The sequence below is a fragment of the Aeromonas sp. S13(2024) genome, from assembly GCF_041402405.1.
Lineage (GTDB): Bacteria > Pseudomonadota > Gammaproteobacteria > Enterobacterales > Aeromonadaceae > Aeromonas > Aeromonas veronii.
Genome location: NZ_JBGLRA010000002.1, coordinates 380,753 through 407,265, shown reverse-complemented (window position 1 = coordinate 407,265; position 26,513 = coordinate 380,753). Strand labels below are relative to the sequence as shown.

Here is a 26,513-nt window from a genome sequence, read left to right as displayed (position 1 = left end):
CGTAACACAATGGAAAGCAAACATGAGGCCAACAATGAAAAATGATCCTGAGACGTTGACGATCCGTCCCCCTGAGGCCGACGACGGGAGCGCCATCGCCCACCTGTTCACCCAATTGGGGTATCCTGCCGAAGGCGCTGACGTGACGGCGCGCCTGTTGGCGCCGGATCCCGCGAGTGTTGTGCTGCTCGCATCCCTTGCCGACAAAGTGGTCGGTGTGCTGGTGTGGCACAAGCTGGCACCGCTGCATGTTGCACCAGCTTGGGGCCTGATCTCGGCGCTGGTTGTCGATGAAGGGGCAAGAGGGGCGGGAGTGGGAGCTGCGTTGCTCAAGGGAGCCGAAGCGATGGCGCGGGCCGCTGGTTGCGCCCAGCTGGAGCTATCCAGCAGCCTCAAGCGCGAGGCGGCCCACCGTTTCTATCTGGCGCAGGATTATCAGGAGCGGCCGAAACGGTTCGTTAAACTGTTGTGACCTGTTGTTTGCATCAAAAGAAGGAGTAGGCGTGCTGGGATGGTTCAAATGGCTGGGTGGTCGCCCGCAAACGTCCATGAGTGAGGATGAGTTGGCACTGTGGCGTCAGGCGCTGGCGGCTGTGCCCATCTTGCAAGGGCTCAGCGACACCGAGCAGACGACGCTTATCGGCTTGGGGCAACAGCTGCTCAAGCGCAAGACCCTGACCCTGATCGGGGTCGAGCTCAGCCCCCGCCAACAGGCGGTGCTGGCGCTGCAGGCTGCGTTGCCCATCTTGCACCTCGGCCTTGACTGGTATCGCGGCTTTCACGAAATCATCATTATTCCCGAGCCCGTGACCCGGCGCCAGGAGGTACAGGATGAGTTCGGGCTGGTGAGCGAGTTTGAAGAGGAGAACGCCGGCGAATCCTGGCCGCAAGGGCCGCTGGTGCTGGCCTGGAGCGAACTGCAGCAAGATGGCGACTGGGACGGCTTTAATCTGGTGATCCACGAGCTGGCTCACAAGCTCGATATGCTGGGCGGTGAGGCGGACGGTACGCCCCCGTTGTCGGGGCTGATGAACAGCCAGCTCTGGCAACAGGCCTTTCAGAGCGCCTTCGATGCGCTCTGCCAGCAGCTCGACCGGGACGAAGTGACCGATATCGATCCCTATGCTGCCGAACATCCCGCCGAATTTTTTGCCGTCAGCTGCGAGTGCTTCTTTACCGATCCGCTGCGGCTGCAGCAGGTCTATCCCGCGGTATACCGGCAACTGAGCCAGTTCTTTAGCCAGGATCCCGCACTGCGTTTTCCCGCGACCCGCTTGCTGGCGGGGGAGGGGGTTGCAGGATCCCGTGCCATAAATACAAATCACCAATTGTAAAACAGTGAAAAAGCACCATTAATATCGGTTTGCTTTTTCGCTATATGCCCAGAGCTAGCGCGCTCTGGGCATATAATTTTGCTGCGCTCGATTTTTGCAATAGCCTTCTAAACGAAAGCGGCAGGCAGTAGTTGATTTCGTGGCAAACCTCTTTCTATTACATCACAACAACCAGTATTTGTTTTCGTTTTTTGTCCTAATGATTGAGATAGATATCTTGCTCTGCATAGGCCAGCAGAGGTGTGCCGAGGTTAGTCCGTTTCGCGCCAAAGAAGCGGGTGAGTACGCCAGATTGCTGTCCCAGTCGCTGCAGCTTGACGTGATCCAGCTCGATCTGCTCGGGTAGCCAGGTAAATACGGCGGCGCAGTGACCATTGCCCAGACTGCGCTCCAGGGTTTGCTGCCAGTTCTTGATTTTGGGGCTATGTACCACCAGCACTCTCTTGGGATCGATACCTTGCTCTTCCAGACGGCTGACTGTGGGGCGTCCCGGCGGGGCGATCAACAAGATCCAGCCGGTATGAGCCTCCCCAAGCTTTGTCAGCTCGCTCAGAAACTGATCATCGGACTGGATAGTCACACCATAATGAGCCAACTCCGCTTTGCAGGCGGTTCTGGTTGGCCAGGGCTTGCTCATGACACGATTCATCGCAAAGGGCAGTGAGTGCAGGGGCTGGTTCATATATGGGGTTCCTGTATGAATATCCAAGCTGTATGTGCATACAGTAGTTCTATCCTGTGGCAGTGACAAGGTGTTTTTGCTGAAAAATGTGATGGTGTTGGCATGTTTCGTTAGTAAGATTATGTTTTTAAACACTATTTAATATAAAGCTGGTTGGGTGTTTTTCGTACTATGGACAAACCTTGCGTAACCGCCCATGGTTATACAGGTCATTTACAGGAGGTGCCGCCATGGATATCAGTACCTTGCAACGTCTTGATGCCAACATCTTGCTGGGCATCATCAATGAGAAGCTAAGGCTTGAGTGTGACGGGTTGGAGGAGTTGCTGGCCTATTACGATATGAGTGAAGAGCAGTTGGCAGGGCGTCTGGATCAGATTGGGTACCATTACGATCCATTGAGCAATCAGTTCAAAGCACATCTTTAAGGGTGCAATGATTGCTTCATATTTATACGGTAATTTTTCAGGCACATTGAAATCGGTTTCAATGTGCCGTCTTGCTGCCTATTTTCAGGGATTTTCAAGGCTTGGCAATCTCTGAAAACCTATTCATGCCAGAATATTTTTATTGTTTCATTAAGTTTATGATAATAAAGGGAATGTTTGTTTTTGTGCGATCAATTAAAGGAAAGGGTTTTCAAGCTTTTCAGGCTGTTTTTATCGGTTAAAGTGTGACTTGCGTTAACTTTTAATTCTGCCGCTTTAGTTAGTATTCTCACGCCGGTACATATTTTGAGATAACAACAGCGCCGGTCCCGCAAGCGGGATAACAATTTTATTTGTAACGAAGGAATATGGTTTATGGCTACCAAGAAGAAGACAGACCAGGATCTCCAACTGGATAAAGATCAGCTCAAGGCGAGTATCGTGCGTCACCTGCGTTCTACCTTGGGAACAAGCGAACAGAAAGCCTCTCCCGAAGCGTGGTGGAAAGCCACTGCTGCGGCTGTCAATGAACAGGTGTACGAGCGCCTGACCCGCACTCAGCAGACTCATTTCAAGAAAGATACTCGTGCGATTCACTATCTCTCTGCTGAATTCCTGATGGGACGATTGACTTCCAACAACCTGCACAACCTCTCCCTCTACAAGACTTGCGAAGAGGCGCTGGGCGAACTCGGTCTGGAACTGACCGACCTGTGCGAACAAGAGCCGGACATGGCACTTGGCAACGGCGGCCTGGGTCGTTTGGCTGCCTGCTTTATCGACTCGCTGGCCACTCTGAACTATCCGGCGGTTGGTTACGGTATCCACTACGAACACGGTCTGTTCCGTCAGGAAATCCAGGATGGCCGCCAGATCGAGCGTCCGGACTCTTGGCGTGAATATGGCAACCCCTGGGAGATCTGCCGCCCCGAGTCGGTGCAAGAAGTGCCGCTCTATGGCTACGTCGAGACCGTGTTTGGTGACAATGGCGGCCTGAAGAAGGTATGGCACGCCGGTCGCAAGATTAAAGGGGTGCCTTGGGATATTCCGGTGGTCGGTTTTGGCGGTCACACCGTCAACATCCTGCGTTTGTGGGAATCCCGCGCCTCCGAGTTTTTCGACTGGGACGTGTTCAACGCCGGTGGTTACATCGACTCCCAGGCTGAGAAAGCCCAGGCCGAGACCATCTCCAAGGTGCTGTATCCGAACGATGAGACCGATGCAGGTAAAGAGCTGCGTCTGATCCAGCAGTACTTCTTCTGTGCTTGCTCCATCAAGGACATCATGCGCCGCTACAAGCGGGTCCATGGCAGTGACTTCAGCAACTTTGCCGCGCAAATTGCCATTCAGCTCAACGATACTCACCCGACTGTCGCCATCCCGGAACTGATGCGGGTGCTGGTTGACGAGGAAGATCTGAACTGGGATGCCGCTTGGACTATCTGCTATCAGGTCTTCTCTTATACCAACCACACTCTGCTGCCGGAAGCGCTGGAGAAGTGGTCGGTCAGCCTGTTCGAGAAAGTACTGCCTCGCCATCTGGAGGTGATTTACGAGATCAACGCCCGCTTCCTGAACGAGTTGGTGGAGCCCAAGTGGCCGGGCAACGATGCTATCAAAGCCAAGCTCTCCATCATCGAAGAGGGAGATGTGCGCAAGGTTCGCATGGGCAACCTGTGCGTGATCGGTTCGTCCAAAGTGAACGGTGTGGCCGAGATCCACTCCAAGCTGGTGAAGGAAGATCTCTTCCCCGAGTATGCCGAGCTGTGGCCGGAAAAAATGTGCAACGTGACCAACGGGGTGACCCCGCGTCGCTGGCTGTTGGCGTGCAACCCGGAACTGGCTGGCCTCTACAACGAAGTAGTGGGCAAGGAGTGGCCGCTGCAACTGGACAAACTGCGTGGCGTGGTGAAGTTTGCCGACGACAAGGCGTTCCAGCAGCAGTTCATGACCATCAAGCGTCACAACAAAGAGAAGCTGCTCAAGGTCATCAAAGACGAAACCGGTATCGATGTCAGTGCCGAGGCGATCTTTGACGTTCAGATCAAGCGTCTGCACGAGTACAAGCGCCAGCAGCTGAACCTTATTCACATCATGGCGCTCTATCGTCGCCTGCTGGCCAACCCGGACTATGACATGCATCCGCGCGTGTTTATCTTCGGCTCCAAAGCGGCGCCCGGTTACAAGCTGGCCAAAGACATCATCTATGCCATCAACAAGCTGGCGGATCGGGTCAATAACGATGCTCGTATCCAGGGCAAGCTGAAAGTGGTGTTCATGCCGAACTATCGCGTGAGTCTGGCCGAGAAGCTGATCCCGGCGGCAGATGTCTCCGAGCAGATCTCTACTGCAGGTTATGAAGCATCCGGTACCGGCAACATGAAGATGGCACTCAACGGTGCAATCACCATCGGGACGCTGGATGGAGCCAACATCGAGATCGCTGAAGAGGCGGGTGCCGAAAACTGTGCCATCTTCGGTCTGAACGTGGACGAAGTGAAGTCGCTGAAGGCGCGCGGTTACAACCCTTACGACTTCTACTATGCCAACTCCGAGCTCAAAGCCGTGCTGGACTGGTTTGATACCGACTACTTCACGCCGGGTCGTCCGGGTGAGCTGGCCTCCATCAAGCGCTCCTTGCTGGAAGGGGGAGACCCTTACCTGACCCTGGCGGACTTCCAGTCCTACTCGGATGCACACAAGCTGATCGATACCTGGTATCGGGATCCGGCACTGTGGGCGAAGAAGGCCATCATCAACTCGGCCACCATGGGCAAGTTCAACTCCGACCGCTCTATTCAGGACTATGTGGATCGGATCTGGGATCTGAAGGCCTGCAACATCGGCTAATCGGATTCATAAATGAGAAAACCCCCGCAATGCGGGGGTTTTTGTTTATTGGGGGGGAGGTGGATCAGAGGATATCGCCAACGAAGTAGGCCAGCAGGGCGAGCAACACGGTAAAGACCACGTTCAGAGCCATACCGGCTTTCATCATCTCCCTCTGGCGGATGTGGCCACTGGCAAAGACGATGGCATTGGGCGGCGTGGCGACCGGCAGCATAAAGGCACAGGAGGCACCGATAGCGATTAACACAGACATCACCACAGGTGATACACCCAGTGCCTCGGCGACACCGGCAAACAGGGGAACCAACAGTGCGGCGGTGGCGGTGTTGGAGACCAGTTCGGTCAGGAATACCACGAAGGCGGCCAGCATAAGCAACACGACAAAAATGTTGGCGTTGGAGAGCACGGCCGACAGATGGCTGGCCAGGAAGGCACTGGTACCAGTGGCCTTGAGAATGGCGCTCAGGGTCAGACCGCCGCCAAACAGCATCAGCACGCCCCAGTCGGTGTTCTGGTTGACGTCATCCCAGCTGGCGACACGGCTGACCACGATGGCCACGATGGCGCCCATGGCAATCAGGGTGTCGAGTTGCGGAATACCGCCAAAGGCGTTGGAGATGGGTTGTGAGCCGATCCAGAGCACAACGGTGGTCAGGAAGATTGCCAGCGTCACTTTACGCTCGCGGGTCCAGTTGATGGTGACATCCTGGATCTCGACGCGGTGGCTGAGACGCGGGCGGGTTACCAGATAGAGCAGGGCAATGCCGCAGGGCATCAGGATCAGCACTACTGGAACACCGAATTTCATCCAGTCAGTGAAGCCAATCCCCATCTGGGCGGCTGCGATGGCGTTGGGTGGGCTACCCACCAGGGTACCGATGCCGCCGATACTGGCGCTGTAGGCGATCCCCAGCAATACGAAGACGAAGGTGGCGCGCTCTTTTTTGCTATCGAGGCGTGCCAGCATACCGATCGCCAGTGGCAGCATCATGGCGGTGGTAGCGGTGTTGCTGATCCACATCGACATGGCGGCTGTGATGGTAAAGAGCAGGATGACGCCCCAACCCAGATGACCATTGGCCAGGTGCATCACCTTGCCTGCCATCAGGGTATCCAGTCCCTGTTTTGAGAGGGCTGCCGCGAGGGCGAAACCGCCAAAAAAGAGGAACAGGATCGGGTTGGCAAAATCGGTGAGGGATTTGCTCATGTCAAACACCCCGAGCACGGTAGCCAGCAGGGGTACCAGCAGCGCGGTGATGGTGACGTGCAGTGCTTCGGTCAGCCAGAGGATGGCGATAAAGACCAGAATGCCCAGCCCCTTGTTGACCATGGGGTCAAACGGGAGCCAGGCGAGCATGGCACAAAGTAGCAAAACATCCAGGATGACGATCCCTGATTTGATGTCCAGCCAGCGAGATGGAGCAGAGGGTACAGCTGATGTGTGCATAATGTTCTCTCGGTTAATTTATGGTTGTTTTTGTGTTGCCGAGATTACATCCATTCACTTGTTTGAAACAGACTCACATGTTGAAAATCAGCCTCTACTCACATACTCATTGATAAAAATGAGGAAATGAACACATAAATAAAACATGTGCGAAATATAAATCAAACATCCATGAACTGTTCCAGCCACTGCTTGAACATGTTCTTGGGCAAGGAGCCATTTATCTGGTTCACCAGTTTGCCCTGTTTGAAGACCATCAGGGTGGGGATGCTGCGAATGGCGTAACGGGCGGCAATGGTGCTCTGCTGCTCGGTATCGACTTTGACAAAGCGCATCCGTGGTTCGAGTTCATGGGCAACCTCATGAAATACCGGAGCAAACTGCTGGCAGGGGCCACACCAGCTGGCCCAGAAATCGACCACGACCGGGATGTCTGAGTTGATCAGGGTATCGAAGTTATCCGCATTCCCGAGGCAAGGGGTCTGGCTGAACAGGAGGGCTTTGCAGCGCCCGCATTTGGCAGATGTATCGATATGGGTACCGGGCAGGCGGTTCCTGGTAAAGCAGTGGCTACAATAAGTAGTGATAAATGACATAATTGGTTCCTTCTAAATCAGCTCTGGCCGGGGATATGATGAGAAGCCAGAATGAAGCAATCGCGAAACAATAGCGAAATATCAGAGCAATAACGGTAACACAGTGCCCAGCGGGAGTGGATAATTCCCCCAGGGTTCATTGCCTGACCGGATAATTCAGCGACCACCAGATGAGAGTCGAGACGGGATGAATAAAGGATCACGGAAAAACCGTGCTGTGCCAGGGCTGATTGTTGCCCTGCTGCTTGCCTTTTCGGGCTACTGCTGGCAGTCGCTCAGTCAGCAGCAGCAGGCCCACAACCTGAACGAAGCGGCCGAGGTGGTGCTGAACCGGATCAACGCCGATACCCTCTATCTGCTTGGGCGGGAGCAGGCCAATGACAGCAATGTCCAGCAGCGCCTGAACCAGTTATCCATCACCCTTGACGGTTTTGTACGGGAAGTCAGAAGCGATCCCGAGCTGGTGCAAGACGATCTCTCCCAGGCACTGCTTGAGGACATGGACACCTATCTGATGGCGCTGGCCAGGCTTCATGCCATTGAGATGGCTATCGAGTACCTCAATGCGCCCCTGCAGGCCCAGATTAAAAAGGTGCGGGGGATAAGCCCGTCAGACAGTGCGCTTCATCGCGACCTGGAGGAGCTGGCGCAACTGAGCAACTATCTGCAGCGCAGTTGGGACAAACGTGAACAGACTACGCTGGACCAGCTGCAACAGCAGTTGCAATCCCGTTATGGCAACTTGCCGGAGATCGCTACCCTGATCCGCCTGAGCAAGGAGATGAGCCAGCAGGTGATTGCCTATCACACCTTGCGTTACCAGCTCATCGACATGCATGTGATCGAGAGTCTGGTGCGCTGGAAACTCGACAAGCTGGAGCGCGCCTCCTCTTTGATGAATCGCTTTTATCTGATGGTGCTGTGCGGAGCTTTGATCTGCTTTGCGCTGGTGGCCTTCACCCTGTGGCGCCGTAACCAGAAGCTGAGCGAGTTGTCGCGCCAGACCGGCTTGCTGGCCCAGGCCAAAAGCGATTTTCTGGCCAACATGAGCCACGAGATCCGCACCCCCATGAATGCCATCATAGGTTTTAGCTCGCTGGCACTGCAGACTGAACTGGATCAACAACAGCGGGACTATCTGGGCAAGATCAAATCCTCATCCGATACCCTGCTGCTGTTGATCAACGACATCCTTGATTTGACCAAGGTGGAGTCAGGCAAGCTGACGTTGGAGGAGATCGACTTCGATCTCAGCGAGCAGCTCGATTCGCTGGCGGGCATGTTTGCCGATCTGGCGGAGCGCAAGCACGTGGAGGTGGTTATTCGCAAGTCACCGGAGGTGCCGGTCTTCTTGCGTGGAGATCCCCTGCGATTGGGGCAAGTGCTGGTCAATCTGGTGAACAACGCCATCAAGTTTACCGAACGCGGTGAAGTCGAAGTCTGCATCGAGCTGGCCAATCCTCATCCCATGCGGATCCGCTTCAGTGTGCGCGATACCGGCATCGGCATTGCCGAAGAGAAGCAGACCCAACTGTTTCAAGCGTTTACCCAGCTGGAGGCGGGCAATACCCGAAAATATGGCGGCTCGGGTCTTGGGCTCAACATCTCCCAGCGGCTGGTGGAGCTGATGGGGGGGCGGATCACCGTAGAGAGCAAGCCTGGCGTCGGCTCTCTGTTCAAGTTCGATATCCCGATGGCGCAGGCGGTCTACGGCGTCGCTGGACGGAAAGTCTTCTTCGAAAACCAGCCGCTGGTGATGGTGATGGATGACAACGAACTGGTGCTGGATCTGGCCCGGGACATTCTGACTCGGGCGGGAGTGCGGGTGCTGCCGGTCAACTCCCTTTCCCGTGCCCGTCAACTGCTCCGTGAAGAGGGACCGAATCTGCGGTTGGCGATCCTCGACTGGCGCATGGGTCAGGAGGATGGGCTCGATCTGGCGCTGGAGATGTATCAGCACAGCCAGTGGCGGCGGATCCCCATCCTGATGATCAGCGCCTGGGCCAGAGAGGGGCTACACGCTAGGATGGACAGCATGGGGTTGACCCATTTTCTGCCCAAACCGATGACCGAAAATGCCCTGCTGGCCAAGGTGGACGAGCTGCTTAACGGCAGCTCCTACGAACTCAACCTGCGCAAGGCCGAGGCACAGGGGGATCAGCAACACTTCAAATCCCTGTTGCAGGGTACCCGAGTGCTGTTGGCGGAAGATAACCGGGTCAATCAGCAGCTCATCATCGAATATCTGCGGCGCGTCGATGCGGTAGTGTGTGTGGTCAGCAATGGTCGGGAGGCGGTGGAGCGGGTCGCCGAGCAGCCTTTTGACGTGATCCTGATGGATTTGCAGATGCCGGTGCTGGACGGACTCGATGCCACCCGCCAGATCCGCAAGATGGTCGACAAACACGATGTGCCCATCATTGCCCTCACCGCCAGTGCAATGCCCGGTGACAAGGAGCGTTGTTTGGGGGGGGGGATGAATGGTTATGTCACCAAGCCGGTGAGCAAGCTGGATCTCTACAACAACCTGCTGCAGTGGGTAAAGCCGCAAGGGGTGGAGCAGGCGGGGATCATGGAGGTGAAACCGCCGGATATGATCGGGATCCTCGATCTGCAGGATGCCCTCAAGCGGCTGGAGCAGGACAAGGAGGCATTGCAGATCCTGTTCAAGCTGTTCATGTCGGAGCACAAGGACGATCTGTGGGAGATCCGCTCCGCCCTGCGCCGTCAGCAGCCCGAGGTGGCCAGCAAGCTGCTGCACACCCTCAAGGGGGTGTCTGCCAATATCTCGGCGGCCCGTCTGCAATTGGTGGCTGGCGAGCTGGAGTGGCGCTTGCGGCAAAACGAGGCGCTAAGCGAGACGGATCTCGAACAGTTGCAACAGGTCTTCAGCCAGACCCGGGAAGAGGTGTCACACTTCCTGTTGACCGGTGAGCAGCATGAAAATTCGTATAATCCCTATTCATCAGGGGATGATCGCATGTCACAGTGAATTAAATAGTAATTATTCTCAACCATCCCGGTTCGGGATATGATGAGCTTTCGTTCGAATCGCCTCCAGCCGGAGGCGATTGTTTTCATTCTTCTATTTCTGCGTGGCTTCTCTGATGGCCGCTCCTTGGAGCGGTCACGGGCAGAGAGCGCTAAAGGTTGGTGGTGTGAGCGTATTTCTACGATTGAGCTGGTTTTTCAAGGAGCAGTGGCCCCGTTATCTGGCCGCCATCTCCCTGCTGCTGATGGTGGCCCTGTTGACCGTTATTCCGCCCAAAGTGGTGGGCTGGGTGGTGGATGGCATCACCAAGGGTGGTCTCGACAATGGTACCCTGATGCGCTATCTGGCGGGGCTGTTTGGTCTGGGTGTGCTGATTTATCTGCTGCGCTACGTTTGGCGGGTGATGCTGTTTGGTGCCTCTTACCGTCTGGCCTATGTGCTGCGCAATCGCCTTTTCAGCCATTTCACCCGGATGAGCCCCGATTTTTATCAGCGCCACCGTACTGGCGATTTGATGGCCCATGCCACCAATGACATTCAGGCGGTGGAGATGACCGCTGGCGAAGGGGTGCTGACTCTGGTGGACTCCATCATGGTCGGGGTATTGGTGCTCTCCATCATGTGTAGCCAGTACTCCTGGCAGTTGACGCTGGTCTCCTTGTTGCCGCTGCCGGTGATGGCCTATTTCATGAACCGCTTCGGCACCCAGATCTACACCCAGTTCAAGGCGGCGCAAGGGGCCTTCTCCAAGCTCAACAACAAGACCCAGGAGGCCCTTTCCGGCGTGCGGGTGTTGAAATCCTATGCGGTTGAATCGCTGGAAGATGAAGGCTTTGCCGAGCTGACCAAACAGGCGGGGGCGCGCAATATGGCTGTGGCCCGCATCGATGCCAAATTCGATCCGGTCATCTATCTCTGTATCGGTTGCTCCTACTTCCTCGCGGTGGCGGGGGGCAGTGTGCTGGTGCTGCAGGGTGAGTTGACCCTGGGTGAGCTCACCAGCTTCACCATGTACCTCGGCCAGCTGATCTGGCCGATGTTTGCCATCGCCTGGTTGTTCAACATCATCGAGCGGGGTAGCGCCGCCTACTCCCGTATCGAAAGCCTGCTGGGGGAGCGCAGCGATATCGAAGAGCCCGCCCAGCCTGCCGCGTTTACCTCTGCCTTTCCTTTGCAGATCAAAGGGGTGAGCTATCAACTTGAGCAGCGCACCCTGCTTGCGGATATCGACGTTACCCTCAAGCAAGGGGGGATGCTCGGGGTGGTGGGGCGCACCGGGGCAGGCAAGAGCTCCCTGCTCAAGCTGTTGATGCGCCTTGCCAATCCGACTCACGGTTCGATTGTCATGGGGGGCGTACCGATTGACCAGTTGCCGCTCGCCACACTGCGCAGCCAGTTTGCCTATGTGCCACAGGAGCCATTCCTGTTTTCCACCACCATCGCCGCCAATATCGCCCTGGGCAAACCCGATGCGAGCCGCGAGGAGGTCGAACGGGTGGCACGCATTGCCTGTGTCCACGATGATATCGTGCGTTTCCCCAAGGGCTATGAGACCGAGGTGGGGGAGAAAGGGGTGACCCTCTCCGGCGGCCAGAAACAGCGGCTGGCCATTGCCCGCGCCCTGCTGCTGGAGGCGCCCATTCTGGTGCTCGATGATGCGCTCTCGGCGGTGGATGCCCACACCGAGCAGCAAATTCTGCACGCTCTCAAAGCCAATCGTCGCACCCTGATCCTGGTCAGCCATCGCATGACGGCGGTGGAGCAGGCTGACGAGATCCTGGTGTTGGAGCAGGGGGCCATTAGCGAGCGAGGTCATCACGGTGCCCTGATGGCGCACAATGGCTGGTACGCAGATATGGTGCGTTACCAGCGTCTCGAAGAAGCGGTGGAGGAGAGCCTGTGAATCCGACCATTAAACGACTGCTCGCCTACTGCGCCCAGTATCCTCGCTGGCTTATTCAGGCGGGGATCTGTTTGCTGCTTGCCACCGGCGCCGAAGTGGCCGGGCCGCTGCTGATCAAGCTCTTTATCGATGACTATCTGGCGCCTCGCAATATCGTGCTGCCCACCATAGCCCTGATTGCAGCGGGCTATCTGGGCTTGCAGGTACTCTCGGCGGCGGGCTTCTATTTGCAATCCCTGCGCTTTAACCGTATCGCCCAGGCGGTGGTGCAAACCTTGCGCGAGCAGGTGTTTGCCACCGCCATCCGCTTGCCGGCCCGCTACTTTGACAAGCATCGATCCGGCTCGCTGATTTCCCGCATCACCAACGACACCGAAGCGATCATGAACCTCTATGTGCAGGTGATCGGCTTGCTGGTGCAAAAGGTGGTGCTGTTGTGCGGCATCCTCATCTCGATGGCGCTGCTGGATCTGCGGCTGATGCTGGTCTGCTCCCTGTTGCTGCCCGCTGTGGGCGGGGTGATGTGGCTCTACCAGAAACTGAGCGTGCCGGTGGTGCGAGCGACCCGCAGTCTGCTCTCCGACATTAACAGCCGCCTCAACGAGTCGCTGCAGGGGATGCCGGTGATCCAGGCGATGGTGCAGGAGCGCCACTTTGCCAACGCCTTTGCCGAGGTGAACCAGCAGCACTGGTCGGCACGGATCAAGAGCCTCAAGATCAACGGCATTTTGCTGCGTCCGCTCATCGATCTCTTCTACATGATGGTGCTGATCGGTCTGTTGGCGCTGTTCGCCCACGAGGGGGGGAGCCACGCCGGTGCCATTCAGGTGGGGGTGCTCTACGCCTTTATCAGCTATCTGGGGCGGATGATCGAGCCGCTCATCGAGATGACCAACCAGCTTAACCAGCTGCAGCAGGCGATGGTGGCGGGGGAGCGTGTCTTTGCCCTGCTCGATGAAACTCGCGAGAGCACCGAGGGCGAGATGATCCCGCTGGAAGGGCGGGTCAGTTTCGAGCGGGTGAGCTTTTCCTACGATGGTGAGCAACAGGTGCTGCGGGAGGTCAGTTTTTCCGCAAAACCGGGCCAGATGCTGGCGCTGGTGGGCCATACCGGCAGCGGCAAGTCCACCATCATCAGCTTGCTGATGGGCTTCTATCCGCTGGATCAGGGGCAGATCCGCTTCGATGAGCACGCACTGGATACCCTGTCGCTGGCGGCGGTGCGCCGCAGCATCGGGCTGGTGCAGCAAGATCCCTTTATCTTCGTCGGCACCCTGGCGGAGAACCTGCGTCTCGGCCGCGCCGGAATAGATGACGCGCGGCTCTGGCAGGCGCTGAGCGAGGTGCAGTTGGCCGAGTTTGTGCGCAGCCTGCCGGAGGGGATCAACACCCTGATGGAGGAGGGGGGCAAGAACCTCTCCGCCGGTCAGCGGCAACTGCTCTCCTTTGCCCGCGCGCTGGTGGGGGATCCGCGTATCCTCATTCTGGATGAAGCGACGGCCAGCGTGGACTCCCAGACCGAGTTGGCGCTGTCGCAGGCGATCTCTGCTGCCCGTCGTGGCCGCACCACCATCGCCATCGCCCACCGCCTCTCGACCATCGTCGATGCGGACGAGATCCTGCTGCTCTCCCGCGGTCAGGTGAGCGAGCGGGGTACCCATGGTGAGTTGATGGCCCTCGGCGGTCACTATGCCCAGCTGTTCGAGATGCAGAGTCAGGGGGCTTGGCTGGAAGAGAAGCGCGCCTGATCGGCACATTTGCTGTAACAGCGACATGAGCGAAAAGAGGGAACCGGTGCGATTCCCTCTGTTTTTTTGGGTTGGGCAAAAGGTCGTAACCGTGATCCCTGTGCTTGTCGAATGGCGCAGATGCAGGCAACATATTGTTTACATTAACTCATCGGATCAGTTCGCATATGGATTTGCAACGCTTCAAAGCCAATCTGGCGCTCCGGCTGTTTGCCTGGCGCTATATTCCCGTCATCGGGTTTTGTGCCCCGATCATCGAAGAGATGAACGCCAAGGCGCTGCGCATTCGCATTCCCCTTGGCTGGCGTACCCGCAACCACCTGGGCAGCATGTATTTTGGTGCGCTGGCGACCGGCGCCGATCTGGTAGGTGGTCTGCTGGTGATGGAGAAAGGGCGGCAGCGGCGCAAGAAGGTGCACTTCGCCTTCAAGGATGTGCAGGGGGAGTTTTTGAAACGACCGGAGGGGGATGTGCAGTTCGACTGCGCAGCGGGGGAGGAGATTGACGCCATGATCGACGAATCGCTGGCAAGCGGTCAGCGCATCAATCGCCCCATCCAGGTGGTGGCCACCTGTCCGTCATTGAACGGGGATGAGGCGATGGCGCGTTTTGTGCTGACCCTGTCGATCAAGGCCAGCTAGCGGGTTGCCGGAGAGTGGCTCCCCGAAACGTGTTTAGCCAATCTCCGGGCTGACGCCCTCTTTCACCACGACCTTCATGCCGTTGAAGTTGACCACCTGTTCGGCCACGATCTTGCAGCGCTTGCGGGTCTCGACCTGACCGTCCACCTCGACCAGCCCTTCGGCAACGAGGGCTTTGGCGGCGCCGCCACAATCGGCCCACCCCTGATGTTTGATAAGGTCACACAAGGCAACGAAGGGGTGACCTTCGAGCAGAAACGTCTCCATGGAAAATCCTCTAGATGGATGAATGCCGGATACAGCAGGGCGACTATTTTAGGCAGTTCGCTCAGGCAAAGAAAGGAAGAGGGGCCACTCGCTGCGAAAAAGTGGCCGATTGTCTTTAAGGTGGCGCTTTCGCAAGACCTGATGGAGAGGTGAGAGGGCCACCCGTGACGTATCGTGACGCACCTCGTCCCTGCTGGTGTGCACACACTCTCCCCTGACTGTTAGGATCGGGCCACTCTCAATGGCCCAAGGAACTTTCCATGACACTCTCCCGCCTGCTGCTGGCATGCAGCGCCCTGACTCTGTGCGGTGTCGCGCAGGCCAGTACTCCGGTGCAGGTCTCGCTGCCCGGGGTCAATTTGCCCGCGTCCCATCAGGTGGAAGGAGCGCGCGCCTCGCTGCTCTACGGTCGGACCGGTCAGGTGAAGGGCATTGATCTGCCAATCTTCGCTCTCTCCGATGTGGATCAGTTCAGCGGCCTGCAGCTCGGGATCTTTCTCGGTGCTGGTCGGGTGCGTCACCAGTTTGGTGGGGTCGCCATCAACGCCATCAACTGGCACGAAGGGCAGGATACCGGCGTCAATCTGGGGCTGGTCAACCTGACCAACAATGTACAGGGGCTCAACTGGGGGGCGGTCAATATCGCTAAGGGCAATGCGCTGGCCAACGTTGGCCTGGTCAACTATGCCGAGCGTACCACCTTCCAGATTGGCTTTATCAATGCGACCAAGCACCTCGATGGCTTGCAGATCGGGCTAGCCAACTATGCCGCCAACGGCGTTTTCCCCATTTTGCCGCTGGTGAACTTCCAGAAATCGTTCTGACCAAGGCAGTTCGCTTTGCGTTAAAGACATCTGCTGATTACCCTGTGCCTCTTGCAACTTGTGACAGGCGAACAGAGGTAATTGATGACGGCAGGGCAGATGAGTGCAATCGGGATCGGCTGGGATGTGCGTGGCTGGCAGGGCAGTGCCCAGGCGGTGGCCGTGGTGGGCTGGCAGGCCGAATCCAACCGCCTGCACTGGCTCGGGGTGTCGCCGCTGTTTCGTCTGAGCTCGCGGGTGGCGCCGGATCTGGCCGCTCTGCTGCGTCCGGCCCTGCAAAATGAGGCCACGTTGGCGCAGGTAGAAGCCTGCCCGCAACTGGCGCTCGGTATCGATGCGCCGCTCGCCTTTCCCCGCGCCTTGCGGGATCTGCTCAACGGCCAGCCACATAGCTGCGCCGCTCCCGAGCGGGAGATAGACAACCCCTACGCCTATCGTGACTGCGAGCGCTGGTTGTATCAGCAGTACGGCAAGAAGCCGCTCTCGGCCACCTTCGACCGGCTCGGTAACAATGCGACCCTGGCGCTCTCCATGCTGCCGCGACTCTCGGATCTGCAACTGGTGCCGACCGTTGCCCCGAAGGCCAGTCGCGCCGTGCTGGAGGTCTATCCGGCATTGGCCAAAGTGGGCGGCAAGGCCTCCCCGGCACGGCCCGAGCTGGCGGCGCAGCTGCCTGCGGATGTGCTGGTCGGCACTGATCGCTACGATGCGGCGCTCTGTGCCCTGATGGCGCTGCAATATGCCGCTGGTGGCAAGGTGACGGTATTGCCTGAGCTGATTTCGCCACCCAGTGACATGCCGTGTGATGAGGGATGGGTCTATCACTTTGCTCGTCATGGCGTTGAGCACAACGGCATGTGATGGACGGTGACGCGGCGGATCATGGCGCCGCTCATCCTGTCGACGCGGGCCAAATGGCGCAAAAAACCTGTCTTTAGTCAGGAAATTGCCTGTTCATCCCGCGCCAAGGTGGCGCATCGTTATCTTCATCCGATATATTGCCCACCTTGCTGATCCTTTGCTGTGGTATTCCCGATGAAATCCGTTCTCTCTATTCAGTCCCACGTGGTCTTTGGTTGTGCCGGCAACAGCGCGGCCGTCTTCCCCATGCGCCGCCTCGGTATGGATGTATGGCCCATCAACACGGTGCAGTTTTCCAACCACACCCAATATGCCCAGGGGTGGCAGGGAATGGCGATGCCGGCGGGTCATATCAGTGCGCTGGTGAAAGGATTGGGCAATATCGAGGTGTTGAGCCAGTGTGACGCCGTGCTGAGCGGCTACCTTGGCTCCGCCGAGCAGGGGGACGAGATCCTGACCGTGGTCAACGCCGTCAAGGCGGCCAACCCTGATGCCATCTACTTCTGCGACCCTGTGATGGGTCACCCGGAGAAGGGGTGCATCGTTGCCCCCGGCGTCACCCGTTTCCTGACCGAGCAGGCGCTGCCGGTGGCCGACATGATGGCCCCCAACCTGCTGGAGCTGGAGACCCTCTGTGATACCCATCTGGCTGATCTGGATCAGACCCGCGCCGCCGCCCATCAGCTGCTGGCCCGCGGCGTCAAGCTGGTGCTGGTCAAGCATCTCGGTCGTGCGGCGCAGGACTCCAGCCGCTTCGAGATGCTGCTGGCCACCCCGCAAGGGGATTACTTGATTGCCCGTCCGCTCTATGACTTTGCCCGCCAGCCGGTGGGGGTTGGCGATCTTATCAGCGCCCTGATGCTGGCCAATTTGCTGGCCGGTCACGATGCGGTCAGCGCGTTCGAGCGCACCAACGCCTCGGTGGATGCGGTGCTGCAGGAGACCTGGCGCCAGCAGGCTTACGAGCTGCAACTCATCGCCGCGCAAGATGCCTTCGCCCTGCCAGAGGTTGCAGTGCGAGCGGTGAAACTCCCCTGAGTCAACGCGGACTTTTGTCTATCCCGACAAGGGGGTGGGATGCAGATGAAAAAGGCTTGCCAATGGGCAAGCCTTTTTACTGTTTGCCTATTTAGTGCGGCAGCAATCAGATGCGGGGATGGCGGAGGCGATAACGCTCAGCCATGGCATTGGCCGCTACCACGGCGGCGTAGACATCCTGTTCACTCACTGTCATCGGCATGTTGCCCATGGTATCGAGGGGATCGCAGGCCAGCTGCGCCACCTTGCGCCACTCGCTGTCATCAAAGTGGGTGAGCCCCAGTTCTTGCAGCGTCATGGGCAGACCCGCACAGTCTATGATGCGAAACACCTCATCAAGTTCATGTTGCGGGGCGCGCTCAAGCACAAGTTGGGTCAGCAAGCCGAAGACCACCTTCTCGCCATGCTGGGCACGATGGAGCTCCGGGATCAGTGACATGCCGTTGTTGACGGCATGAGCGGCGGCCAGTCCACCGGCTTCTGCGCCGACCCCGCTGAGGTAGATGGTGGCCTCGATGACCTGCTCCAGCGCCGGAGTCGAGACATGGTGGCGTATTGCATCCATGGCCAGCTCGATGTTCTCACCAAGCAGCTCGTAACAGAGCTGTGCCAGACCAAGGCCAGTGCGTGAAGGACGCTTGCCGACCAGATTGAGCCCGTCCGACCGATAGCAGGCGCGCGCCTCGAAATAGGTGGCCAGGGCATCACCGACGCCAGCGGAAAAGAAGCGGGGAGGGGCGGCGGCAATGATGGCCGTGTCAGCCAGCACCACGTCCGGATTTTGCGGCAGGAACAGATAGCGCTCAAATTCCCCCGCCTGGTTGTAGATCACCGCCAGTGCCGTGCAGGGGGCGTCCGTGGAGGCAATCGTCGGGAATAGCACAACCGGACGGCGCAGATAGAAGGCCACGGCCTTGGCGACATCCAGCGTCTTGCCGCCGCCGATCCCGACAATCACGTTCGCACCATATTGCTCTGCAAGGTGGGTCAGGCGGTGGATCTCCTGTTCGGTGCATTCATAGCGAAACTTGTCGACCACTCCCCTGAGGCCTGCCTGCAGGAGCCCCGCCAAAGCTTCTTCCCGTACCCGCTCCAGAATGAACTCATCGCTGATGAGCAACGCATAGTCACCAAAATCTTTAACGTGCTCATGGAGTTGCGGGAGAAGGTGTTGACCGATGATGAACTTTTTGGGGGAGGTAACTGTACGGGGCAAAGTGGGCATCCATTATTCCTCAAGGCAGTGAATAACAAAAAGTTGATTATCAAATGGGTCTCTTACGATACGCCTGATGAGGCAATAGATGAAGAATAAAAGGGGGGTGTTTTAATCATTAATTAATCTTTCTATTTATTTGGCTGTATTTTGGGGTGGCGATTGGCGGTGTTGAGGCATGCAGGCGCAATGGCTCTATCGTGGCAATCCGTCGCAAGCCATATTGCTGCAACAAACAGTCACGCTGGCAACAAGCAGGGCCGCTTGGTGCGGCCCTGCTGTATTTGGATAAGGGATAGGAGATAGTCAGAGCAGTTTGTAGAAGATTGCGGTCGCAGCAAGGGAGCCATCGGCGTTGCGTGCAAAGCTCGGGATCTGGCCCGCCTCCAGATAGCCGAGTTGACGATAAAGGTGGGAGGCCACATCACCGGCGCGAGTATCCAGCACCAGCAGCGAACGGCCCGCGGCATGGGCGCCTTGTTCCAAGGCCTGCATCAGCGCACGACCGACACCTTTACCTCTCGCCGTTTGCAGTACCATCAGTTTTTCCACTTCGGCCCGGTGGCGACCGTTGGCCTTGCCACAGAGCGCGAGCTGAATCGCTCCTACGATCTGTTGCTGCTCAAGGGCCAGCCACAGATTTCGGTGACCTGCCGCTAGATCCGCTTCAACTCCTTGCCAGTAGCGGGTAGATTCCTCCGTGGTCAGCGGCGGTAAAAAACCGACCGAGGCGCCGCTATCGACACAATCTTGCAGCAGGGTGATGAGCGCTCTTTGATAGGTCGCTGCGCAATTAACTTCCACAATGTCCATCTGACATCCTTGTCGTTGCGTTGCTATGTGGCTGATTGCCACCGTTGGTTCATATGAGGTGGGTACGTATGCTCGCCGCGAGTACGGCTTGTCAGCGGATCAGCCCCTGCTCAACCAGCCAGACAAACAGCAGGCGGGAGACGGGGGAGAGCTCATCGAGGTGAGAGCTGTCGAGCCAGCGCAGTTCGGCAATTTCTGCCGAGGCGATCGGGGTGCCGCTCGCTTCGCCGGTGTAACAGCGCAGCCGCACCTCGACTCCTGCCGGTTTGCCATCGGCCTGGGCGCTGAACTCGCAGGCAAAGCGCAGGGTATCGGGCTGCAGGGTGACAGCCAGCTCCTCCTCAATCTCGCGGATCAGCGCCGCCTCGTCGCTCTCGCCCGGTTCCCGCTTGCCGCCCGGGATGTAATAGATGCCCTTGCCGTGGGAGCGGGCGCAGAGCAGTTGCTGATCTTTAAAGGTGAGCCAGGCGAGTTTGTCGATCATCTGTTTTCTCTCCAATGGGGTTGCCGTGATGAGCACTGGCGCACTCAAGCGCACAGTTGTTTTGCATGCCGGCAGCCTAACAAAGATGAAGTTGAGTCCCAAGGAGAAAGAGGGGATAGGCCGGAAACGCACTGTTTCCAGCGCGGTGACCGCGTAGCTGAATGAGTGCGCAATGGCTGGTTCGCCACAGCTTTCTCGTCCCTAAAAAAGCGGGCTGGCGCACATCACGACAGGGCCGGACTGGGCGAAGGCGGGGTCCTTGTGGTTTAATCTTGCCACTTTAGCGGTAGTAGGCGACGAGCCTGCTACCTTGCGTTGGCAAGATGCAGGTGAGCAAGATGCAGATAGCAGCAGAGAGCAAGTTTATCGGACTCGGGGTCGCGGGCAATTTCGCCGGTCATCTGGAGCAGGCGGGTGAAGCGTCGGACTTCGTAGCGGTAGTCGTGCGCGACACCACGGCGCCCAAGGCGCTGTTTCCCTTCTTCGTGCCGGGCCATCCGGGTCAGCTCGGGGTATTCCCGTTGAGCGACAAGGCGATCTTCCTGCCGGAAGCGGCGGTCAGCGGTGACGAGAAGGTGCAGATCGAGCCGGAAGTAGCCCTCTGGTGCGAGCTGGAGTATGCCGGAAAGCAGGTGGTGGCGATCCATCCCCGTGCCTTTGGTGCCTATAACGACTGCTCCATCCGCCGTCCCAACGCCAAGAAGATCAGCGAGAAGAAGAACTGGGGCGAAGAGAGCAAGGGGTTGGCGGCCAAGCTGCTGCCGCTTTCCGGTTTTGCCGCCGGTTGCGAGCTCGATGACTATCGCATCGCCTGCTATCTGGAGCGCGATGGCGAGCTGCACGCCTACGGGGTAGACAGCGCCGCCATCGACTACAGCTACTTCCACGGCAAGCTGCTCGACTGGGCCATCGACAAGTTCAATCATCAGCAGGATGAAGGGCCGGCGGAGCACATTCAGGGACTGCTGGCGCAGGCGGGACATCCTCCCCATGCGCTCATCAGTATCGGTGCCACCCGCTATACCCCGTTTGGCGAGACCCACTTCCTCAAACCGGGCGACACTTCCTGCGTGGTGGTCTATCCGGGCAGCCGTTATAGCGAAGCGGATATTCGCGAAGCGATCCGCAGCCGCAACTTTGGCGCTGATATGTCGGTGCTGCTGCAGGCGGTGCAGGCGCGCTAATCACCGTTGCCAGCGGGAAGGTGTCTCTTCCCGCTGGTTATCATATCTAGTTATTTCATGACGATTGTTCCGGTATCCCAGGCCGATTATCCGGCCCTGATCGATCTGTGGGAGGCCTCTGTGCGGGCGACCCACCACTTTCTGCAGGAGGCCGAGATCCTCGCGCTTAAACCGCTTATTCTGGAGCACTACTTCGATGCGGTGACACTGCACTGTGCCCGTACAGAAGAGGGGAACGTTGCGGGTTTTAGCGGAGTGCACGAGGGCAAGCTGGAGATGCTGTTTGTGGCTCCCGAGGCGCGCGGTAGTGGCGTGGGGCGTTTGCTGGTGGCGCATGCCATCGAACAGGGCGGCGCGACGCAGGTTGACGTCAACGAGCAGAACGAACAGTCGGTGGGCTTCTATCTGAAGATGGGATTCACCGTGACGGGTCGCTCGCCGCTGGATGGTCAGGGCAAGCCCTATCCGTTGCTGCATATGGCGCTGGCGCCGACCTGATCGTGCCTGATGAGGCACAGTACCCATAAACCAACGGGGGATGGCATCAGCCATCCCCCGTTTTTTTGATCGTGTTTGTTACTTGCTGGCGACCTTGTTCACTACCTTGATCAGCTGATAGCGCACGGAGGGGGCATCGGCCGGCACATCGGTGAGCTGCTCCTTGCTGACAGTGAGCTGGTAGCGATAGCCAGGCTCGAACTGGAAACCTTCGATATTCTGGTAGAACAGCGTCCAGGGCTGCTGCTCATCACTGCGAACCTGCATGCACTGCATTGGGCCAACTCCGACGCAATCGACCAACTGGCTGTTGATATAGAGGGTCTCCCCCTGTGACGATGCGGGGGCGCTCTGGCAGGCGGTCAGCAGCAAGGCTGCGCTGATAAACAGTGGTTTCATAATGGACTCCTTAACGCGAAAGGGGGCATTAGAGCGGCAAACAAAAAGGCGGTCAATGACCGCCTTTGTAACAAACCATATCAGCGCAGTGGTTAGCGCTGCTCGAGTGGAGTGAACTCGCGCAGCGGGTGGCCTACGTAGAGCTGGCGTGGGCGACCAATCTTGCTGTCCGGGTCTGAGTGGAACTCGTTCCAGTGCGCAATCCAGCCGATAGTGCGGGAGATGGCGAAGATCACGGTGAACATGCTCATCGGGATGCCGATCGCCTTCATGATGATGCCGGAGTAGAAGTCCACGTTCGGGTAGAGTTTCTTCTCGACGAAGTAGGGGTCGGAGAGCGCAATACGCTCCAGCTCCATGGCTACGTCCAGCAGCGGATCCTTGATCTGCAGCTCGGTCAGTACTTCGTGGCAGGTTTCACGCATCACTGTGGCACGAGGGTCGTGGTTTTTGTAGACACGGTGACCGAAGCCCATCAGACGGAACGGGTCATTCTTGTCCTTGGCCTTGGCGATGTACTCGGGGATGCGATCCACCGAGCCGATCTCTTCCAGCATGCGCAGGCAGGCTTCGTTGGCACCACCGTGGGCTGGTCCCCACAGGGAGGCGATCCCCGCGGCGATACAGGCGAACGGGTTGGCACCGGAGGAGCCAGCCAGACGAACGGTGGAGGTGGAGGCGTTCTGCTCGTGATCCGCATGGAGGGTAAAGATACGATCCATGGCACGTTCAACGATGGGGTTGACCTTGTACTCTTCGGTCGGCACGCCAAACATCATGTGCAGGAAGTTACCGGCATAGGAGAGGGCGTTACGCGGCTGCATGAACGGCTGGCCGATGGAGTACTTGTAACACATGGCGGCCAGAGTCGGCATCTTGGAGAGCAGACGGAAGGCACAGATCTCGCGATGCTGCTCGTTATTGATGTCGAGGGCATCGTGATAGAAGGCGGAGAGGGCGCTGACTACACCGCACATAATGGCCATGGGGTGGGAGTCACGACGGAAGCCGCGGAAGAAGAAGGCGATCTGCTCGTGCACCATGGTGTGGCGGGTGACCAAGCGTTCGAATTCGGCATATTGGGCCTTGGTCGGCGCTTCGCCGTACAGCAGGATATAGCAGACTTCCAGATAGGTGGCTTGGGTGGCCAACTGGGCGATGGGGTAACCACGGTGCAGCAAGACACCCTGATCCCCGTCAATGTAGGTAATGGCAGATTTGCAAGAACCGGTCGCCATAAAACCGGGGTCAAAGGTGAAATACCCCTGTGATCCCAATTTTCTGACATCGATGACATCCGGGCCGATGGTGCCGGAGAGGATCGGCAGTTCGACCGGATCTTTTCCGGGCAGGTGTAGGGTGGCTATCTTATCAGCCATAGCACGTCTCCTTTGCTCTTTATAATTTGGTTCCAGTCCTACTCTATTACGACTTTTATGACGCTGGCAAAGGTTGTTACCCATACCGAAGTGGCTGGAGCGCCTTATTTGAAACAGAGTTCCTTATCAATGTCAATTTTGCTGGAACCCCATTAATGGCATTAATGAAATGTTAAATTAAATATGCGATCGAGTTTGCGGTTTTGTGTTTTCTTTGTAGCTAATTGATTGTCTTCGGTTAAGGCCGCCGATATACTGCGCCACGTGGGTCATGGCTGCGGGTGTTTGAAACGCTTTGGCAAAGCCTGATGTGAAACCGAAAACTCGCGTTTTGGCTTTTTCAGAGTGTTTTGGTAACAAAAAACCAACAATCACCATTCCGTGCCCTCAAGTGTGAGTTAAAACAATAACTAACGTGCTCAATGGAGCTGAGTGGGCAAGCGTGAAAAACAAACAGAGACCGGTCAACCTCGACCTACAGACGATCAGCTTTCCTGTCACTGCCATTGCATCCATCCTGCACCGTGTTTCAGGGGTCATTACCTTTGTTGCACTGGGCATCTTGCTGTGGATGCTTGGTACTTCACTCGCCTCTCCCGAAGGGTTTGAAACCGTGGTTGCCATCATGGACAACTTCCTGGTCAAACTCGTGCTGTGGGGGATCCTGACTGCGCTGGCATACCACATTGTGGGCGGCTTGCGTCATCTGGTCATGGATATGGGCTATTGGGAAGAGCTGGAATCCGGCAATCAGAGCGCCCGCGTGGCCTTCGTGATCACCGCGATCCTGGCTGTATTGGCGGGAGTGCTTGTATGGTAACCAATTCTGCAACCTTCGGGCGCAGCGGCGTTCACGATTACATCCTGATCCGCGCCACCGCCCTCATCATGACCTGTTATGTCCTCTATCTGGTGGGCTTTGTCGCGTTCAACGACATCACCTACGAGGTGTGGGCAGGCTTCTTCGCCAAAACATTCACCAAGGTATTCACCCTGTTGACCCTGCTCTGCGTACTGATCCACGCCTGGATTGGTCTGTGGCAGGTGCTGACTGACTATATCAAGCCGGTAGGGCTGCGCGGGGCGCTGCAATTTGCCCTGGTCGTGGTGCTGTTTGTCTATCTGATGACGGGTTTCGTCGTGCTGTGGGGTGTGTAAGGTGACTATTCCAACTCGTGAATTTGATGCGGTGGTGATTGGTGCCGGTGGTGCCGGTATGCGCGCCGCTCTGCAGATTGCCCAGTCTGGCAAGAGCTGCGCTCTGTTGTCCAAGGTTTTTCCAACCCGTTCTCACACTGTTTCCGCCCAGGGCGGGATCACGGTTGCGCTGGGCAATGCCCACGATGACAACTGGCAGTGGCATATGTATGACACGGTAAAAGGTTCCGATTACATCGGTGATCAGGAAGCCATCGAGTACATGTGCAAAACCGGCCCCGAGGCTATCTATGAGCTGGAGAACATGGGGCTGCCCTTCTCCCGTTTCGACAACGGGTCTGTCTATCAGCGTCCGTTTGGTGGTCAGTCCAAGAATTTCGGTGGCGAGCAGGCTGCCCGTACTGCGGCTGCGGCCGACCGTACCGGTCACGCCCTGCTGCACACCCTTTACCAACAGAACGTCAAGAACAAGACCACCGTCTTCTCCGAGTGGTATGCGCTGGATCTGGTGAAAAACCAGGATGGCCATGTGGTGGGTTGTACCGCCATCGACATGGAGAGCGGTGAAGTGGTCTACTTCAAGGCCAAGGCCACCGTGCTGGCGACTGGCGGTGCCGGTCGTATCTACCAGTCCACCACCAACGCCCACATCAACACAGGTGACGGTGTCGGCATGGCGCTGCGTGCCGGCGTCGGCGTGCAGGACATGGAGATGTGGCAGTTCCACCCGACTGGCATCGCCGGGGCTGGGGTGCTGGTAACCGAAGGCTGCCGTGGTGAAGGCGGCTATCTGCTCAATAAGGATGGCGAGCGCTTCATGGAGCGTTACGCCCCGAACGCCAAGGACTTGGCCGGTCGCGACGTGGTGGCCCGCTCCATCATGATCGAGATCCGCGAAGGACGTGGTTGCGACGGTCCCTGGGGTCCGCACATCAAGCTCAAGCTGGATCACCTCGGCAAAGAGGTGCTGGAATCCCGTCTGCCGGGCATCTGCGAGCTCTCTCGCACCTTCGCCCACGTGGATCCGGTCAAAGAGCCGATCCCGATCATCCCGACCTGCCACTACATGATGGGCGGCGTGCCGACCAACGTGAATGGCCAGTGCCTGACCCAGGACAAGAACGGCAACGATGTGCCTGTAGTCGGCCTGTTTGCGGTGGGCGAGATTGCCTGCGTCTCGGTGCACGGCGCCAACCGTCTGGGTGGCAACTCCCTGCTGGATCTGGTGGTCTTCGGCCGCGCTGCCGGCATGCATCTGGTCAACACCCTGGGCGAGATGGATCACGGCCGCGATGCTTCCGAGTCGGATCTGGATGCCGCACTGGCCCGCTTCAACCGCTGGGAAAATTGCCGTGACGGTGAAGACCCGGTGCAGATCCGCAAAGACCTGCAGCGCTGCATGCAGAATAACTTCTCCGTATTCCGCGAAGGTGCGGCGATGGCAGAGGGGCTGGCCGAGCTCAAAGTTATCCGCGAACGCCTCAAGTCAGCCCGTCTGGATGACACCTCCAAAGAGTTCAACACCCAGCGCATCGAGTGCCTGGAGCTGGACAACCTGATGGAGACGGCGTTTGCCACGGCGGTTGCCGCCAACTTCCGTACCGAGAGTCGCGGTGCTCACTGCCGCTTCGACTTCCCGGATCGCGACGATGAGAACTGGCTGTGCCACAGCCTCTATCATCCGGACACCGAGTCCATGACCCGTCGCGCTGTCAACATGTCACCCAAGACCCGTGAGGCGTTCCCGCCCAAGGTTCGGACTTACTGATTG

General features: G+C 57.8%; 25 protein-coding genes. 16 read left to right on the top strand and 9 right to left on the bottom strand.

Going from position 1 to position 26,513, the window contains the following annotated elements:
• Positions 1-34: 34 nt before the first annotated feature.
• The gene (locus ACB042_RS05650) at positions 35-472 is read left to right on the top strand and encodes a GNAT family N-acetyltransferase (protein ID WP_019445255.1); all 438 of its coding nucleotides are present in this window, start codon (positions 35-37) and stop codon (positions 470-472) included.
• 76 nt (positions 473-548) lie between these two features.
• Complete coding sequence (locus ACB042_RS05645) at positions 549-1,334, top strand: zinc-dependent peptidase (protein ID WP_371178018.1); 786 nt, start codon at positions 549-551, stop codon at positions 1,332-1,334.
• Positions 1,335-1,530: 196 nt separating this feature from the next.
• On the opposite strand, the gene ACB042_RS05640 is transcribed toward ACB042_RS05645, so the two are convergent.
• Positions 1,531-2,016: a cell division inhibitor gene (locus ACB042_RS05640; protein ID WP_371177997.1), complete on the bottom strand. Its 486-nt coding sequence runs from the start codon at positions 2,014-2,016 to the stop codon at positions 1,531-1,533.
• A gap of 230 nt (positions 2,017-2,246) precedes the next feature.
• On the opposite strand from ACB042_RS05640, the gene ACB042_RS05635 reads away from it, so the two are divergent.
• Together ACB042_RS05635 and ACB042_RS05630 are read left to right on the top strand one after the other, a co-directional pair.
• The gene (locus tag ACB042_RS05635) at positions 2,247-2,444 is read left to right on the top strand and encodes a DUF4250 domain-containing protein (protein ID WP_005333612.1); all 198 of its coding nucleotides are present in this window, start codon (positions 2,247-2,249) and stop codon (positions 2,442-2,444) included.
• Between the two features lie 375 nt (positions 2,445-2,819).
• Entirely contained in the window at positions 2,820-5,294 is a 2,475-nt protein-coding gene (locus tag ACB042_RS05630; RefSeq protein ID WP_371177996.1) for a glycogen/starch/alpha-glucan phosphorylase, read from the top strand.
• Positions 5,295-5,358: 64 nt separating this feature from the next.
• On the opposite strand, the gene ACB042_RS05625 is transcribed toward ACB042_RS05630, so the two are convergent.
• Together ACB042_RS05625 and trxC are read right to left on the bottom strand one after the other, a co-directional pair.
• Positions 5,359-6,741 carry a DASS family sodium-coupled anion symporter gene (locus ACB042_RS05625; protein WP_005333606.1) on the bottom strand — a complete coding sequence of 461 codons (1,383 nt, stop codon included), beginning with the start codon at positions 6,739-6,741 and terminating at the stop codon, positions 5,359-5,361.
• 161 nt (positions 6,742-6,902) lie between these two features.
• On the bottom strand, positions 6,903-7,337 hold the full coding sequence (trxC, locus tag ACB042_RS05620; RefSeq protein WP_150995820.1) for a thioredoxin TrxC: 435 nt from the start codon (positions 7,335-7,337) through the stop codon (positions 6,903-6,905).
• A gap of 187 nt (positions 7,338-7,524) precedes the next feature.
• Between trxC and ACB042_RS05615 the strand changes: the two genes are divergently transcribed.
• From ACB042_RS05615 to ACB042_RS05600, 4 genes are all read left to right on the top strand, one after another.
• Positions 7,525-10,329, top strand: a complete 2,805-nt coding sequence (locus tag ACB042_RS05615) for a response regulator (RefSeq protein WP_371177995.1) — start codon at positions 7,525-7,527, stop codon at positions 10,327-10,329.
• Positions 10,330-10,495: 166 nt separating this feature from the next.
• Positions 10,496-12,232, top strand: coding sequence for an ABC transporter transmembrane domain-containing protein (locus ACB042_RS05610; RefSeq protein WP_371177994.1), 1,737 nt, complete (start codon positions 10,496-10,498; stop codon positions 12,230-12,232).
• On the top strand, positions 12,229-13,980 hold the full coding sequence (locus ACB042_RS05605; RefSeq protein ID WP_371177993.1) for an ABC transporter transmembrane domain-containing protein: 1,752 nt from the start codon (positions 12,229-12,231) through the stop codon (positions 13,978-13,980). Before ACB042_RS05610 ends, ACB042_RS05605 begins: the two co-directional genes overlap by 4 nt.
• A gap of 167 nt (positions 13,981-14,147) precedes the next feature.
• Positions 14,148-14,621: a DUF4442 domain-containing protein gene (locus ACB042_RS05600; RefSeq protein WP_019446113.1), complete on the top strand. Its 474-nt coding sequence runs from the start codon at positions 14,148-14,150 to the stop codon at positions 14,619-14,621.
• Between the two features lie 33 nt (positions 14,622-14,654).
• On the opposite strand, the gene ybcJ is transcribed toward ACB042_RS05600, so the two are convergent.
• On the bottom strand, positions 14,655-14,888 hold the full coding sequence (gene ybcJ, locus ACB042_RS05595; protein ID WP_005361116.1) for a ribosome-associated protein YbcJ: 234 nt from the start codon (positions 14,886-14,888) through the stop codon (positions 14,655-14,657).
• 260 nt (positions 14,889-15,148) lie between these two features.
• On the opposite strand from ybcJ, the gene ACB042_RS05590 reads away from it, so the two are divergent.
• The 3 genes from ACB042_RS05590 (at position 15,149) to pdxY (ending at position 17,611) form a co-directional block, all read left to right on the top strand.
• Positions 15,149-15,712 (top strand): VC2662 family protein, encoded by a 564-nt coding sequence (locus ACB042_RS05590; protein WP_019446112.1) that lies wholly within the window; start codon positions 15,149-15,151, stop codon positions 15,710-15,712.
• A gap of 84 nt (positions 15,713-15,796) precedes the next feature.
• Positions 15,797-16,573, top strand: coding sequence for a DUF429 domain-containing protein (locus ACB042_RS05585; protein ID WP_279487016.1), 777 nt, complete (start codon positions 15,797-15,799; stop codon positions 16,571-16,573).
• A gap of 174 nt (positions 16,574-16,747) precedes the next feature.
• The gene (gene pdxY, locus ACB042_RS05580; RefSeq protein ID WP_019446110.1) at positions 16,748-17,611 is read left to right on the top strand and encodes a pyridoxal kinase PdxY; all 864 of its coding nucleotides are present in this window, start codon (positions 16,748-16,750) and stop codon (positions 17,609-17,611) included.
• Between the two features lie 106 nt (positions 17,612-17,717).
• On the opposite strand, the gene ACB042_RS05575 is transcribed toward pdxY, so the two are convergent.
• The 3 genes from ACB042_RS05575 to ACB042_RS05565 all read right to left on the bottom strand — a co-directional run bounded on the left by ACB042_RS05575 (position 17,718) and on the right by ACB042_RS05565 (position 20,124).
• On the bottom strand, positions 17,718-18,836 hold the full coding sequence (locus ACB042_RS05575; protein WP_279487017.1) for a glycerol dehydrogenase: 1,119 nt from the start codon (positions 18,834-18,836) through the stop codon (positions 17,718-17,720).
• Between the two features lie 297 nt (positions 18,837-19,133).
• Positions 19,134-19,640, bottom strand: a complete 507-nt coding sequence (locus ACB042_RS05570) for an N-acetyltransferase family protein (RefSeq protein ID WP_371177992.1) — start codon at positions 19,638-19,640, stop codon at positions 19,134-19,136.
• Positions 19,641-19,731: 91 nt separating this feature from the next.
• On the bottom strand, positions 19,732-20,124 hold the full coding sequence (locus ACB042_RS05565; protein ID WP_236272498.1) for an NUDIX domain-containing protein: 393 nt from the start codon (positions 20,122-20,124) through the stop codon (positions 19,732-19,734).
• Between the two features lie 338 nt (positions 20,125-20,462).
• On the opposite strand from ACB042_RS05565, the gene ACB042_RS05560 reads away from it, so the two are divergent.
• Positions 20,463-21,308, top strand: a complete 846-nt coding sequence (locus ACB042_RS05560) for a DUF5718 family protein (protein WP_005361108.1) — start codon at positions 20,463-20,465, stop codon at positions 21,306-21,308.
• Positions 21,309-21,365: 57 nt separating this feature from the next.
• Positions 21,366-21,806: an acetyltransferase gene (locus tag ACB042_RS05555; RefSeq protein WP_371177991.1), complete on the top strand. Its 441-nt coding sequence runs from the start codon at positions 21,366-21,368 to the stop codon at positions 21,804-21,806.
• Between the two features lie 78 nt (positions 21,807-21,884).
• Here the strand turns inward: ACB042_RS05555 and ACB042_RS05550 are convergent, their stop codons facing one another.
• Positions 21,885-22,205: a DUF4377 domain-containing protein gene (locus tag ACB042_RS05550; protein WP_019446103.1), complete on the bottom strand. Its 321-nt coding sequence runs from the start codon at positions 22,203-22,205 to the stop codon at positions 21,885-21,887.
• Positions 22,206-22,297: 92 nt separating this feature from the next.
• On the bottom strand, positions 22,298-23,584 hold the full coding sequence (locus ACB042_RS05545; protein ID WP_005333572.1) for a citrate synthase: 1,287 nt from the start codon (positions 23,582-23,584) through the stop codon (positions 22,298-22,300).
• A 442-nt stretch (positions 23,585-24,026) separates the two neighbouring features.
• Here ACB042_RS05545 and sdhC point away from each other — a divergent pair, with 442 nt between their 5' ends.
• From sdhC to sdhA, 3 genes are read left to right on the top strand one after another with little or no spacing between them, the layout of a single operon-like run.
• Positions 24,027-24,404: a succinate dehydrogenase cytochrome b556 subunit gene (sdhC, locus tag ACB042_RS05540; RefSeq protein WP_005333571.1), complete on the top strand. Its 378-nt coding sequence runs from the start codon at positions 24,027-24,029 to the stop codon at positions 24,402-24,404.
• Positions 24,398-24,742, top strand: coding sequence for a succinate dehydrogenase, hydrophobic membrane anchor protein (sdhD, locus tag ACB042_RS05535; protein ID WP_005333558.1), 345 nt, complete (start codon positions 24,398-24,400; stop codon positions 24,740-24,742). The genes sdhC and sdhD overlap by 7 nt, the downstream gene beginning before the upstream one ends.
• Before the next feature lies 1 nt (position 24,743).
• Positions 24,744-26,510, top strand: a complete 1,767-nt coding sequence (gene sdhA, locus ACB042_RS05530; RefSeq protein ID WP_040066317.1) for a succinate dehydrogenase flavoprotein subunit — start codon at positions 24,744-24,746, stop codon at positions 26,508-26,510.
• Positions 26,511-26,513: the final 3 nt, after the last annotated feature.